Below are 12734 nucleotides of genomic sequence, written 5' to 3'. Positions count from 1 at the left end.
GGGTGACTGAACCAGCTGAAGCGTGGCCGGCGATCCTGACCTGGCGGGCACATGACGTGCCGCGGATGGAGTCGGTTCGGGTACAGCTGTCCGGCAAACGGATCAAGGCCTACGGCCGCATCGTGTCGGCGGCGACGTCCACCGATCCCGCCTTCAGCGCGTCGTACGACCTGGTCACCGACGAGTCCGGGGCGACCAAACGGCTGTCGCTGACCATGACGCTGGCCGAACGCGAACGCCAGCTGTCCATCGCCCGCGACGAAGAGGGCATGTGGCTGGTGCGTGATCACCAGAACCAGACCAGCCGGGAGGCGTTCGACGGGGCACTGGATGTCGACGTGGTGTTCAGCCCGTTCTTCAACGCGCTGCCGATCCGGCGGACCGGGCTGCACCAGGGCGGTGCCGAGTCGTTGACGCTGCCCGTGGTCTACGTGCGGCTGCCGGATCTGACCGTGAATCCGGAGACGATCTCCTACACCCCGCAGGCCGGCGGTATCGGACTGAAGTCGCCGGTGGCCGAGACCATCGTCACCGTCGACGACGACGGATTCATCCTCGACTACCCAGGACTGGCAGCGCGGATCTGATCACGCCGCCCGCCCGTCCGGCCGCGGCCAACTCCTCGCGCCACTGCGGCGCGCCGATCGTGACGTGCAGGATGTCGGGCCGGCTGAAGCTGTCGTAACGGATGCGCGCGGCGTGTCCGGCGTCGACCAGGTCGGCCACCGAGGCGTGCGTGGCCAGATGCGCGCGGGCCTGGGTGAGGAGTTCGATGGTGCGGTCCAGACCCGTGACCAGTTGATCGGCGTTGGCCTCGCACATGGCGCGCACCAGATCGGGGGCGGTGGCCGCGACCCGGGTGCCGTCCCGGAACGAACCGGCCGCCAGCGCGAAGGCGAGCGGGACATCGGCCGCGGTGACCGCGAGCGCCTCGGCCAGCATGTGCGGCAGGTGCGAGATGGCGGCGGCGGCCGCGTCGTGCTCATCCGAGCGGGCGGGCACCACCACTGACCCACAGTCCAGGGCCAGGTGCAGCACCCGGTTCCACACATCGGCGTCGACGTCATCGTCGACGCTGATGACCCACGGCGCGCCCACGAACAGACGGGCATCGCCGGCGCTCCACCCGGAGAACGCCGTCCCGGTCATCGGGTGGCCCCCGACGAAGCGCGGCCGCAGCCCGAACTTCTGCACCTCACCCAGCACCGCGCCCTTGACGCTGATCACATCGGTCAGCGCGCACTGCGGTGCGATGGCGCGGATGTGTCCCAGCATGGTCGCCAGCGCCGGCATCGGGACCGCCAGCACGATCAGCGCGTCGGCCGCGGCGGCCCGCGTCAGCGCCTCGTCGAGTTCGGTGGTGGCGTCGAATCCGTCGGCCAGCGCGGCGTGCACGCCGTCGACCGAGCGGTTGTACCCGAACACGGTCCGGCCCGCCGCGGCGGCGGCCCGCACCACCGAACCGCCGATCAGTCCCAGCCCCAGCACGCACACCGGTGTGTCGGTCACCGTTATAGGTTGGCACATCGCGGACGCTGTCCGTGACCGCTGGTCAAGCCCCCTGCGTGCGACTAGCGTTAACGCCCATGGGAGCACAGCGTGCTACGGCGCCCGAGGCTGCCGACCTGCCCGGCGGGTTCGGCGTCGCGGTCGTCCGCGAGGACGGTAAATGGCGCTGTACCGCGATGCGCAAGGCCGCACTGAACAGTCTGACCACCGCCGAGACGGAGCTGCGCGAACTGCGCAGTGCCGGTGCGGTGTTCGGCCTGTTGAATGTCGACGAGGAGTTCCTGGTGATCCTGCGGCCCGCGCCGGCGGGCACCCGGTTGCTGCTCTCGGATGCCACCGCGGCGCTGGACTACGACATCGCCGCCGAGGTGCTCGACAAGCTGGACTCCGATATCGACGACGAGGATCTGGAGGACACCGATCCGTTCGAGGAGGGCGATCTCGGCCTACTGGCCGATATCGGCCTGCCCGAGGGCGTGCTCGGGGTGATCATCGCCGACGACGAATGCGAGATCGACGAGCAGATCGCCGCGATCGCCGAGCGGATGGGCTTCGACAACGAGCTGTCCTCGGTGCTCGACAAACTCGGTCGGTGAGATCCGACGCCGACCTGATCCGGCTGGCGTTGGAGGCGTCGCGGCTGGCCGGCCCCGACGATGTCCCGATCGGTGCGGTGGTGTTCGGGCCCGACGGCGCCGAGCTGGCCCGCGCCGCCAACGCCCGCGAGGTGCTCGGTGACCCCACCGCGCACGCCGAGATCCTCGCCATGCGCGCGGCGACCGCGGTCCTGGGTGACGGCTGGCGATTGGCGGACTGCACGCTGGCCGTCACCGTCGAGCCGTGCACCATGTGCGCCGGCGCGTTGGTGATGGCGCGGATCGGCCGGTTGGTGTTCGGGGCGTGGGAACCCAAGACGGGGGCGGTCGGCTCGCTGTGGGATGTGGTGCGCGACCGGCGGCTCACACACCGCCCGCAGGTGCGCGGCGGGGTGCTCGCCGACGAGTGCGCGGCGCCGCTGGAGGAGTTCTTCGCGCGGCAGCGTTGACGCGATTAGGGCTCGGGGCCCGCTGCCGGTAAGCTCTCCGCCGGTGGCGTGTCCGAGCGGCCTAAGGAGCACGCCTCGAAAGCGTGTGACGGGTAACCCCCGTCCGAGGGTTCAAATCCCTCCGCCACCGCCAACAGAACCGCCCGCCTGCTCGTCAGGTACGGGCGGTTTCTGGGTTATGCCGCACACAATGTCGGCCTGACAGCGTCGATGTCGCCGTATACGGGATGACGCGCGTGTCAGCCCGACATTGCGTCTCAGACCGCGAGCGTGACCGTGCGCAGGGCCGGCGCCGACCCGACCACGATGCCGGTCGCGGTCCCGTTCGACGTGGGGATCGAGATGGTGGACCCGGGTGCCAGCTCGTCACCGTTGTCGGTGTCACCTTCGAACCACTCGTTGAACCACTGCGCGCTCAGCAGCGCCACCGCCTGCTGGTTCTGCGGTTTCGGGAATCCGGCCAGCGCGGAGGCCAGGAACTGGATCAGCGGGTTGCCGCCGCGCATCGAGTCCATGTGCTGACCGCCGGTGAGCACCACACCGTTGAAGCGGCCCGGCCGCGCGGCGTTGAGCGCCTGCTTGACGTTGCTGATCGAGTTGAAGGCATTGTTCGGTGCCCCGATCTCGCGGACGGGGATGTAGCGGTCGGTGTCGTCCTGGTAGGCCTGCAGTTTGGCCAGCGTCACCGACATCACGGATCCGGTCGGCACACCGTCGAGGGTGATCACCCCGACCAGATCCTCGACGGCCCCGTTGTCGACCAGATAGCCGGCGGTGCCGGCGACCAGCTGACCACCGGCCGAATGACCGGCCAGACCGAATTTCTCGGGCAGCGCACCGACGAAGCCGGCCGCGCGGGCACTGTCGTTCAACGCCGCGCGGTCACCGACGAACAGATCGGCGATATTGCTCCACATGCCCGCACCGTTGAGCCAGGCGTCATCGGCGGCAAAGAAGTTCGACGACAGGGTCGGGGTCACCACGATGCTGTTGGTGCTGATCGCCAGGTCGGCCGCGGTGTAGCTGTACATCGGGCCGAGGGCGAAGAAGCCGTGCTGCAGCAGGATCAGCCGGTCCGGCGGTTCGGCACCCTCGGGGACGTCCGGGAAGTACCAGTTCGCCTGCACCCGTTGACCGTTGGCCAGCAGGATCGAGGACGTCCGGACCGTCACCGGATAGCTGGCGGGCACCGCGGGCGGGCCGGTCAACAGGGCCTCCAACGCCTGGATGGTGTTGATCACCAGCGACCCGACGCCCTTGACGATGTTGTCGGCGACCCCCTGCACCCAGCGCAACAGGTTGGGAATCCGCGGCGCGGTGGCCTTTTCGACGACGGGTTGCTCGACGGCCATCGCCATCGACACGGTGGGCTGTGCGGTGATGCGCGCGCGGGTATCGGCGGTCTCGACCGGCGTCGCGGGCGCGGTGTCGATCACCGTCTCGGTCACGTCTGCGGGCTCGGTGGTCTCGACGAGCGGTTCGGGATCGGTGTCCGGTTCGGTCGCGGTGAGCTCGGCGGCCGCGGAGCGCTTCTTCTTCTCGGGCGCCTGCGGCCTGTCGGACGCGGCGGGTTGCTCCGCGGCGTCATCGCCGAGCGGCAATTCGGGCTCCTGCTCGGCGGCGGTGTCCTCGGTCTCGGTCTCGGTCTCGGCATCGATGTCCGGCGTGCCCTCGGGGGCGGTGTCGGGCTGGGTGTCCGGATTGGGGTCCGACGCGGTGTCGGATGCCGGACTCGACGAGGATCCGGAATCGGAACCCGCCGTCGCCTCGTCGGCCACCGCCACGCCCGCGCCGGCGAGCACCGCCGCCGACACCCCGGCCGATAACAGGCCGGCACTCACCCACGCCGCAAGCCGCTCCATGAAATCCCCTGACCCTATTCCTGCACAATCGCGTCAAATATTGACACTGGCGACAGCGTAACGGGCGATTTCGGCCGACAGCCATACTCGAATACTGACGAAGGGAAATAGTGATGAAGGCTGTCAGTTGTTTGTCCGGCGAACTGTCGGTGATCGACCTGCCCGCTCCGCGACCTGCCGCCGGACAGTTGCTGCTCGATGTACGTCGGTGCGGTATCTGCGGGTCGGATATGCACGCCAAGGATCACGCCGATGAGCTGACCGAGGTCATGCGCAACGTCGGGTATCCGGACTTCATGCGCAGTTCGACACCGGTGGTTTTGGGCCATGAATTCTGCGGAGAGGTCGCAGAAAAAGGCCGCGGCACCGGCAAAGAATTCAAGACCGGCACCACCGTGGTGTCATTTCCTCTCGTCCGCGCCGCCGGCGGGGTCCACCTGACCGGGCTGTCACCGCTCGCGCCCGGCGGCTACGCCGAGCAGGTGCTCGCCGAGGCCTCGATGAGCTTCGTGGTTCCCAACGGCCTCGATGTCGACACCGCGGCCCTGACCGAACCGATGGCGGTGGCGCTGCACGCCGTGCGGCGCAGTGAGATCGGCCGCCGCGACACCGCGGTGGTCATCGGTTGCGGGCCGGTGGGCCTGGCCGTCATCTGCCATCTGAAGGCCAAGGGCATCGGCACCATCATCGCCAGTGACTTCTCGCCGGGGCGTCGCGCCCTGGCCGCCGAATGTGGTGCGCATGTCGTGGTGGACCCGGGGTTCGAGTCTCCCTATGCGCAGTTCACCGATCAGAAGGGGGTCATCACCGCCGCGCCGCAGCTGTACGAACTCGGCGTCGGGTCGATGGAGAAGCTGCGCAAGGTGCCGGGCTGGGCCCATCTGTACCGGGTCGCCGAGGCATTGGGCGCGGCCGGCCCGAAGCGGCCGGTGATCTTCGAATGCGTCGGCGTCCCGGGCATGATCGACGGTGTGCTGGCGGCGGCGCCGGTGCAGTCGCGGGTGGTGGTGGTCGGGGTCTGCATGGGCGAGGACCGTTTTCGACCGACACTGGGTACCGGCAAGGAGATCGATCTGCGCTTCGTCTTCGGGTACACCCCGTTGGAGTTCCGCGACACCCTGTACCTGCTGGCCGACGGCAAGGTTGACGCGTCGGCGCTGGTGACCGGGACCGTGGGACTCGACGGGGTCGACGCCGCCTTCCGGGCGCTCGGTGACCCGGAGGCACACGCCAAGATTCTCATCGATCCGCGCAGCCGAGCCGTCGAACCCGGTTAGCCGGAAAATCCGGAGTTGTTCACCGCGGGTTTGTTCCGCTGGTTCGGGGGCGGCGGCCGACCTGTGTCACAGTTGAATCATCATGCGTAGCAACGTGAAAAAGGCGACGGGGTGGCGCGACCCGCTGTCGCTGTCGTTCGAGATGCACCGTCGGGTGCTGCTGGCCAGGCTGAAGCGACGCCAGCGTCGTCAGGCGGCCTCGGCGCCGGCGTCGCGATCGTCCTGACCGCCGTCGCTGGGCTTGTCGTCCGCGCGGGCGGGTCCGTCGGACGTGGTGGTCGCGCTGCGGACCGAGGAGGGTTTGCGCACCGACGGCACGGTGCGCGGACCCTTCCTGAGGGGTTCGGTGTCGGCGGTCTCGTCCGGCTCGGAAGCCTGCTCGGGATCTGACTCGGTATCCGGCTCCTCGGCGTCGACGCTGGGCACCGGGTCGGCGGTGGCGGCGGGTTGCGAGGTTGTGGGCTCCTGCAAGGATGCGCCGTCCTGCGTCTCGTGTGCGGCGGCACGCACATCGGCTGCCTCGTCGGGCTCCGGTGCGGCCGCCGACGCGGTGCCCGGTGTGCGCGGCCCGTGCACCAGATTGTGCAGTCCCTCGCCGATGGCAGCCGGTATGGCGCGCAGCGCCTCGGCGATCTTGTGCGGTGGGGTGAACAACGAGAGGGCTTGGCGTTTCTCGGGATTGAGGTTCAGCCGGTCGGTGTAGCCCATGTCGACGATCACCTTCAACAGCGGCTCGACCGCCCCCAGCAGCCGTTCGGCCAGCGGTGAGATGCCCAGGTGGTAGGCGATATCGCGCAGCGGTCCGAGCAGGGGCAGACGCTGGTTCGGCACGAGGATGTAGGTGTCGGTGCCGCCCGCGGAGTTGGTGAGCACCTTGACGTGGTTGGTCTCACCGGACGGGTCGACCGGATCGTAATAGGCATCCACATGCGCGTATTCGTGTCCGAGCACGGCGTTCAGGATCGAGATCGGGTTGACGTAGGCGGGGAAGTCACCCCACAGGTCGTATTCGTTGACGATATAGGTGGTGTCGTACTGCGATGGCTGGCCAGGGCCCATCGCCGACACCACATCAGGGATGAAGAACCCGGGGAAGCGGGCGAAGATGCCGCCGTTGGGAATGAACGGCGTCGCAATCTGCAGGAAGCTGAGATCCTGCGGCGCAGGCGGATCCGCCGAGGCCACCACATCGCGCTTGAGCTGCTCGACCAGCAGTGCGCCCAAGGAGTAACCGGCGACGAGGACCTTGCCCGAGGTGGTGACCAGATGCTGATGCAATACCGGCATGCCGATGCGCACACTCCGGTCGAGATTGAGTGAGGCCGGGTATTCGGTGGCGATATACGCGTAGTCCGGTGGCACCACGGTGTTGTTGAGCTTGAGCGGCAGACGTTCCGACAGGGGGTCGCTGCTGCCGCCGATGCCGATGACCGTGTTGACCAGTCCGATCAGCGGGCGGAATCCGGTGGCACCGACGGCATGACCGCAGATCAGCGCTATTGCCAACCCGAAGGCGAACACCGCCGTGCCGAGCCGTCTGAACTGTGTTCCCGCCATCTCGCCCCCTCGACGAAGTGGACGGTACCCCGGTATTGCCGGCCGCAACGGGGATTTGCCACGTTCATATCGGCGGGGGATTAGAGTCAGCGCGCATGAAGGTGTTGCGCGCCATGATCGCGGCGGGGATGGTCTCGGCAGGGCTGACGGGCCTGGCCGCCACGGCGGCACCGGCGGCCGGCGCCGATGTGGTGGCCTACCTGGTCAACGTCCACGTCCGGCCCGGCTACAACTTCCCGAATGCCGACGCCGCGATCGCCTACGGCAACACCGTGTGCGACCGGGTCGCCGCCAAGATGCCCTATGCCGAACTGGTCAACCAGCTCAAGGGCGATTTCCGCACCACTGACTACTACCAGGCCGGATATCTGATCAACCAGGCCGTCAACGAACTGTGCCCGGCGCAGATCTGGCAGCTGCGCGAGTCGGCGGCGGGCTACACCGGTCGGTAGGCCGCCGCGGCACGACAACGGCGGTGCCCCGCGCAGGGACACCGCCGTCGGATGTGGTTGTGCCTAGGAGGCGGGGCAGGTGACCACGAGTTCGAAGGGCTTGTTCACCGGCGTCATCGGGTTGGCCATGTCGACACCGGTCGCGGTCCCGCTGATGGTGTAGGTGTTGCCGTCCTTGGAGCCGGTGGCCTCACCGCCGGCGCCCTGGGTGAAGCCCAGTGTCACGCCGTTGACGTTGCCGAGCCCGACCGAGGTGACGGTGGTGCCGTCCTCACTGACGACGGCGGCGATGCCGGTCGCGGTGTCGCCGATCGCGATGTTCATGTTGCCGCCCATGGACGCGCACACCACATTGCCATCGACAGCCTGGTCCTGGCCGTCGATGGTGACCTTGGTGGTGCCCGAGCCGGTGGCTGCGGTGGGCGATTCGGAGGCGGCCGTGGTGGTCTCCTCCGCCGAGGTGGCCGCGGCGCTCGTCTCCGAGGTTGCCGATTCCGATGCCGAGTTGTCGCCCGAGGAGCAACCGGACAGGCCTGCGATGACCAGAGCTGCGCCGCCGATGGCGACTACGAACCCACGCTTCACGACAGATCCCCATTCTGTAGTGCGACCGATCAAGATCGCCCGATAATCCTCCAGCAGTATGGTGCGCAATTCGGATAGAGGAAACGGTTTGCGCGAAAATCTTGACAGCCTGCGACAGGTCAGCAGGCGACCCGCAGCGTGAACTTCCCGTCGGCGGTGAAACTGGCGGCATCGGTGCGGAACCCGGTCGCGGTTCCGGTGATGACGAATGTCGGCCCGACCATGCTGACCTCGGCATCCGGTTCGCCCAGACCGGCGTTGTAGCTGCCGGTGAAGCCGGCGATATCGCGAATGGACACCGACTGGGCGGTCAGGTCCCCGCCGCCGGACACCAGCGCGTTCACCCCCGAGGTGTCCGTTCCGGTATTGATATCGGTGGAGAAACCCATCGGTGCGCAGCGCACCTGATGGGTGGTGCCCCCGTCGCGCCCGTCGATGGTGATGTGGGCGGTCCCGGCCGGCAGGCCTCCGTCGGGCACCGGCGCCGCGACCGGTTCGGACGAACATGCGGCACAGGCGGCGGCCACCGCGGACAGGACCAGCGCGACAATCCTCATGGGTAGTGAATGTAGCGGCGGGGCGCAGGTGGCAACACCGGCTTGGTTGAATGTTCTCCCGTGAGTGAGCAGTTCTTCGACGTGCAGGCGGAGTTGCCCGGACGTCCCGGCCGGGTCGGCACCATCCATACGCCGCACGGTGATATCCAGACCCCCGCGTTCATCGCGGTCGGCACCCAGGCCACCGTCAAGGCGGTGTTGCCCGAAACCATGAAAGAGATTGGCGCGCAGGCCGTTCTGGCCAACGCCTACCACCTGTATCTGCAGCCGGGCCCCGATGTCGTCGACGAGGCCGGCGGCCTGGGCGCGTTCATGAACTGGCCCGGGCCGACGTACACCGACAGCGGCGGGTTCCAGGTGCTGTCGCTGGGCGTGGGGTTCAAGAAGGTGCTGTCCATGGACGCCACCCGGGTGCAGGCCGATGACATCATCGCCGAGGGCAAGGAACGGCTGGCGCACGTCGACGATGACGGGGTGACGTTCCGGTCGCACCTGGACGGGTCGACCCACCGGTTCACTCCCGAGGTGTCCATCGGGATCCAGCATCAGCTCGGTGCGGACATCATCTTCGCGTTCGACGAGCTGACCACCCTGGTCAACACCCGCGGCTATCAGGAACGGTCGGTGCAGCGCACCCATGAGTGGGCGGTGCGCTGTCTGGCCGAGCACCGCCGCCTCACCGAGGTGCGCCATGACAAGCCGTACCAGGCGCTGTTCGGGGTGGTACAGGGCGCGCAGTACGAGGATTTACGTCGCGAGTCCGCCCGTGGGTTGGTCGGCATCGTGGATGCCGACGGTCGCGGTTTCGACGGGTACGGCATCGGCGGTGCGCTGGAGAAGCAGAACCTGGCCACCATCGTGGAATGGGTGACCAGTGAGCTGCCGGCCGACAAGCCGAGGCACCTGCTGGGCATCAGCGAACCCGACGATCTGTTCGCGGCGGTCGCCGCCGGTGCGGACACCTTCGACTGTGTGTCACCGTCGCGGGTGGCCCGCAACGCCGCGGTGTACTCGGTGAACGGGCGCTACAACATCACCGGCGCGCGGTACAAGCGGGACTTCACGCCCATCGACGCCGAATGTGACTGCTACACCTGCGCGCACTACACCCGCGCCTATATCCACCACCTGTTCAAGGCCAAGGAGATACTGGCCTCCACGTTGTGCACGATCCACAACGAGCGGTTCACCATCAGGCTGGTCGATCGCATCCGGGCCGCGATCACGGCCGGTGAGTTCGACGAGTTGCGCGAGGAGGTGCTGGGCCGGTACTACGGCGCCGACCAGCGGTCTTCTTAGACGTGTGCACAATAAGGGCATGACGGCCGATGCCCAGATGCTGCTGGTCCAGATGCTCGACCCGGCGATCCGGTCCGACCCCTACCCGTTGTTCGGCCAGATCCGCGCGCACGGTCCGCTGGTGATGCCCGAGGCGCACATGGTGGTGCTGTCCTCGTTCGCCGACTGCGAAGCGGTGCTGCGTCACCCCGATTCGTGCAGCGACAGCATGAAATCCTCGGTGGTGCAACAACAGTTGGCATCCGGCGCGGTCCCGCCGCGGGGCACCACGCCGGGTTTCCTCTTCCTGGACCCGCCCGATCACACCCGGCTGCGCAAGCTCGCCCAACAGGCCTTCTCGCCGCGGGCGGTGCGCGCGCTGGAATCCGAGATCGACGCGATGGTCGACCGGTTGCTCGACGATATCGCCGAGGCGGGATCGGCCGACCTGATCACCGATCTGGCCTATCCGCTGCCGGTCGCCGTCATCTGCCGCATGCTCGGCGTGCCGGTCGCCGACGAGCCGCAGTTCAGTAGCGCCGCCGCGCTGGTGGCCCAGTCGCTTGACCCGATCATGTCGATCACCGGTGCGCCCGATCCGCAGGCCCAGGCCCGCATCGACGCCGGTGACTGGCTGCGCGGCTATCTGGGCGAACTCGTCGAGGCGCGCCGCGCAAAGCCTCGCGAGGACATGATCTCGGCGCTGATCGCCGCCGAGGAGGACGGTGATCAGCTCACCGCGGACGAGATCGTCGCGACGTGCAACCTGCTGCTGATCGCCGGCCATGAGACGACGGTCAACCTGATCGCCAATGCCGCTCAGGAGATGTTGCGCCAGCCGCAGCTGTGGGCCGACCTGGCCGCCGATCCCGAGCGGGCAACCGGAATCGTCGAGGAGACATTGCGTTTCGACCCGCCGGTGCAGCTGGTGATGCGGATCGCCGGTGCCGATATGCGCATCGGAGAGCTGACCGTGCCCCGCGGCGACACCATGCTGCTGTTGCTGGCCGCCGCCCAGCGCGATCCGGCCATGTACGACCGACCCGACGAGTTCCTGCCGTCGCGCGAGACCACACGGCACCTGTCCTTCGGGATGGGTCCGCATTTCTGTCTCGGGGCGCCGCTGGCCCGGTTGGAGGCCCGGATGGCGTTGAGCAAGCTGACCGCCCGGTTCCCGAGCGCCAAACCGGCCGCCGAACCGGTGTACAAACCCAACGTGACACTGCGGGGCCTGGCTTCGCTTTCAGTCGCCGTTTGACGCCCAAACGATCAAATCGGTGTAAAACTACGAGAAGAATCCACCATTTCGTCAGTCTCGGCACCGTATGGTGTCCGTCATGCGAATTCTTCTGGTGGGTGCCGGCGGTGTCGGCGCGGCCTTCTGTGCCATCGCGGCGCGACGTGACTTCTTCGAGCGGATCGTCGTCTCCGACTACGACCTGGGGCGCGCCGAGCAGGCCGCCGCGGCGGTCGGCGACGCCCGGTTCAGCGCCGCCCGCGTCGACGCCACCTCCGCCGACGCCGTCGCCGAGTTGGTGCGCGAGCACGGCATCACCCATGTGATGAACGCCGTCGACCCGCGTTTCGTGATGCCGATCTTCAACGGCGCGCATGCCGGCGGCGCCGACTACCTGGACATGGCGATGAGCCTGTCGGCCCGTCACCCCGACAAGCCGTACGAGCTGACCGGGGTCAAGCTCGGCGACGAGCAGTTCGAGGCCGAGCAGTCCTGGCGCGACGCCGGGCGGTTGGCGCTCGTCGGGATCGGCGTCGAACCCGGGCTCTCCGACGTCTTCGCCCGCTATGCCGCCGACCACCTGTTCTCCGAGATCGACGAACTCGGCACCCGCGACGGCTCCAACCTGACCGTCGACGGATACGACTTCGCGCCGTCGTTCTCGATCTGGACGACCATCGAGGAATGTCTGAACCCGCCGGTCATCTGGGAGGCCGACAAGGGCTGGTTCGTCACCGAACCGTTCAGTGAGCCCGAGGTTTTCGACTTCCCCGAGGGCATCGGACCCGTGGAGTGCGTCAATGTCGAGCACGAAGAGGTGCTGTTGATGCCGCGCTGGGTCTCCTGCAAACGCGCAACCTTCAAGTACGGCCTCGGCGAAGAGTTCATCGACGTCCTCAAGACGCTGCACAAGCTCGGCCTGGACCGCACCGAGAAGGTCAAGGTGGGGCAGGTGGAAGTGAGCCCGCGTGATGTGGTGGCCGCCTGCCTGCCGAATCCGGCCGAACTCGGCCCGAAGATGAAGGGCAAGACCTGTGCGGGCCTGTGGGTGACGGGCACCGGCAAGGATGGGGCGCCCCGGTCGACCTACCTCTACCACGTGGTGGACAACGAGTGGTCGATGGCCGAGTACGGGCATCAATGCGTCGTCTGGCAGACGGCCATCAATCCCGTTGTGGCGCTGGAACTTCTGGCCAACGGCACCTGGACCGGCACCGGCGTGCTGGGCCCGGAGGCCTTCGATGCGGTGCCGTTCCTGGAACTGCTGACGGCCTACGGCTCGCCCTGGGGTGTCAAGGAGCTCTAGGGGTCTAGTCCCCGCCGCGAGCGTGCGTGAACTCTTCGGGACGTGCGGCGTGTCGCCCGCAGACACGCA

Annotated in this window: 13 protein-coding genes and 1 tRNA gene; 9 read left to right on the top strand and 5 right to left on the bottom strand. The window is 67.8% G+C overall.

Annotated elements, in window-relative coordinates; all coding sequences use genetic code 11:
* Window positions 1-2: 2 nt before the first annotated feature.
* Window positions 3-587 (top strand): putative glycolipid-binding domain-containing protein, encoded by a 585-nt coding sequence (locus ACWDUN_RS11990; RefSeq protein WP_449928727.1) that lies wholly within the window; start codon window positions 3-5, stop codon window positions 585-587.
* Here ACWDUN_RS11990 and ACWDUN_RS11985 read toward each other — a convergent pair.
* Entirely contained in the window at window positions 550-1494 is a 945-nt protein-coding gene (locus ACWDUN_RS11985) for a prephenate dehydrogenase (RefSeq protein WP_449928842.1), read from the bottom strand. The two genes, ACWDUN_RS11990 and ACWDUN_RS11985, sit on opposite strands and share 38 nt — an antisense overlap.
* A 92-nt stretch (window positions 1495-1586) precedes the next feature.
* Between ACWDUN_RS11985 and ACWDUN_RS11980 the strand changes: the two genes are divergently transcribed.
* The 3 genes from ACWDUN_RS11980 to ACWDUN_RS11970 all read left to right on the top strand — a co-directional run bounded on the left by ACWDUN_RS11980 (window position 1587) and on the right by ACWDUN_RS11970 (window position 2687).
* A complete protein-coding gene (locus ACWDUN_RS11980) occupies window positions 1587-2105 on the top strand; it encodes a tRNA adenosine deaminase-associated protein (RefSeq protein WP_449928725.1) in 519 nt (172 codons plus the stop codon).
* Window positions 2102-2554, top strand: coding sequence for a nucleoside deaminase (locus ACWDUN_RS11975; protein ID WP_449928723.1), 453 nt, complete (start codon window positions 2102-2104; stop codon window positions 2552-2554). The genes ACWDUN_RS11980 and ACWDUN_RS11975 overlap by 4 nt, the downstream gene beginning before the upstream one ends.
* Window positions 2555-2596: 42 nt before the next feature.
* Window positions 2597-2687: transfer RNA gene (locus ACWDUN_RS11970), tRNA-Ser, on the top strand.
* A 124-nt stretch (window positions 2688-2811) separates the two neighbouring features.
* Here ACWDUN_RS11970 and ACWDUN_RS11965 read toward each other — a convergent pair.
* Window positions 2812-4416: an alpha/beta hydrolase gene (locus tag ACWDUN_RS11965; protein WP_449928721.1), complete on the bottom strand. Its 1605-nt coding sequence runs from the start codon at window positions 4414-4416 to the stop codon at window positions 2812-2814.
* 113 nt (window positions 4417-4529) lie between these two features.
* On the opposite strand from ACWDUN_RS11965, the gene ACWDUN_RS11960 reads away from it, so the two are divergent.
* Window positions 4530-5693, top strand: coding sequence for a zinc-binding dehydrogenase (locus ACWDUN_RS11960; RefSeq protein ID WP_449928719.1), 1164 nt, complete (start codon window positions 4530-4532; stop codon window positions 5691-5693).
* 189 nt (window positions 5694-5882) lie between these two features.
* On the opposite strand, the gene ACWDUN_RS11955 is transcribed toward ACWDUN_RS11960, so the two are convergent.
* The gene (locus ACWDUN_RS11955; RefSeq protein ID WP_449928717.1) at window positions 5883-7250 is read right to left on the bottom strand and encodes a PE-PPE domain-containing protein; all 1368 of its coding nucleotides are present in this window, start codon (window positions 7248-7250) and stop codon (window positions 5883-5885) included.
* A 113-nt stretch (window positions 7251-7363) separates the two neighbouring features.
* On the opposite strand from ACWDUN_RS11955, the gene ACWDUN_RS11950 reads away from it, so the two are divergent.
* On the top strand, window positions 7364-7702 hold the full coding sequence (locus tag ACWDUN_RS11950; protein ID WP_449928840.1) for a DUF732 domain-containing protein: 339 nt from the start codon (window positions 7364-7366) through the stop codon (window positions 7700-7702).
* A 63-nt stretch (window positions 7703-7765) separates the two neighbouring features.
* On the opposite strand, the gene ACWDUN_RS11945 is transcribed toward ACWDUN_RS11950, so the two are convergent.
* Together ACWDUN_RS11945 and ACWDUN_RS11940 are read right to left on the bottom strand one after the other, a co-directional pair.
* Window positions 7766-8287: a lipoprotein LpqH gene (locus tag ACWDUN_RS11945; protein WP_449928715.1), complete on the bottom strand. Its 522-nt coding sequence runs from the start codon at window positions 8285-8287 to the stop codon at window positions 7766-7768.
* A gap of 119 nt (window positions 8288-8406) precedes the next feature.
* On the bottom strand, window positions 8407-8844 hold the full coding sequence (locus ACWDUN_RS11940) for a lipoprotein LpqH (protein WP_449928713.1): 438 nt from the start codon (window positions 8842-8844) through the stop codon (window positions 8407-8409).
* Between the two features lie 60 nt (window positions 8845-8904).
* On the opposite strand from ACWDUN_RS11940, the gene tgt reads away from it, so the two are divergent.
* From tgt to ACWDUN_RS11925, 3 genes are all read left to right on the top strand, one after another.
* On the top strand, window positions 8905-10143 hold the full coding sequence (tgt, locus tag ACWDUN_RS11935) for a tRNA guanosine(34) transglycosylase Tgt (protein ID WP_449928711.1): 1239 nt from the start codon (window positions 8905-8907) through the stop codon (window positions 10141-10143).
* 19 nt (window positions 10144-10162) lie between these two features.
* Complete coding sequence (locus ACWDUN_RS11930; RefSeq protein WP_449928709.1) at window positions 10163-11380, top strand: cytochrome P450; 1218 nt, start codon at window positions 10163-10165, stop codon at window positions 11378-11380.
* Between the two features lie 79 nt (window positions 11381-11459).
* Window positions 11460-12665 (top strand): saccharopine dehydrogenase family protein, encoded by a 1206-nt coding sequence (locus ACWDUN_RS11925; protein WP_449928707.1) that lies wholly within the window; start codon window positions 11460-11462, stop codon window positions 12663-12665.
* Window positions 12666-12734 lie beyond the last annotated feature (69 nt).

The sequence above is a fragment of the Mycobacterium sp. NPDC003323 genome (assembly GCF_053589535.1).
Note: the sequence above shows the minus strand (reverse complement) of the source record. Positions and strands in the feature narration are given on the sequence as shown.

Bases quoted from the DNA above. Each gene is read 5' to 3' on its own strand.
- ACWDUN_RS11980 (WP_449928725.1), top strand. From the start codon at position 1,587: ATGGGAGCACAGCGTGCTACGGCGCCCGAGGCTGCCGACCTGCCCGGC.
- ACWDUN_RS11965 (WP_449928721.1), bottom strand. From the start codon at position 4,416: ATGGAGCGGCTTGCGGCGTGGGTGAGTGCCGGCCTGTTATCGGCCGGG.
- ACWDUN_RS11960 (WP_449928719.1), top strand. From the start codon at position 4,530: ATGAAGGCTGTCAGTTGTTTGTCCGGCGAACTGTCGGTGATCGACCTG.
- ACWDUN_RS11955 (WP_449928717.1), bottom strand. From the start codon at position 7,250: ATGGCGGGAACACAGTTCAGACGGCTCGGCACGGCGGTGTTCGCCTTC.
- ACWDUN_RS11950 (WP_449928840.1), top strand. From the start codon at position 7,364: ATGATCGCGGCGGGGATGGTCTCGGCAGGGCTGACGGGCCTGGCCGCC.
- ACWDUN_RS11940 (WP_449928713.1), bottom strand. From the start codon at position 8,844: ATGAGGATTGTCGCGCTGGTCCTGTCCGCGGTGGCCGCCGCCTGTGCC.
- ACWDUN_RS11930 (WP_449928709.1), top strand. From the start codon at position 10,163: ATGACGGCCGATGCCCAGATGCTGCTGGTCCAGATGCTCGACCCGGCG.
- ACWDUN_RS11925 (WP_449928707.1), top strand. From the start codon at position 11,460: ATGCGAATTCTTCTGGTGGGTGCCGGCGGTGTCGGCGCGGCCTTCTGT.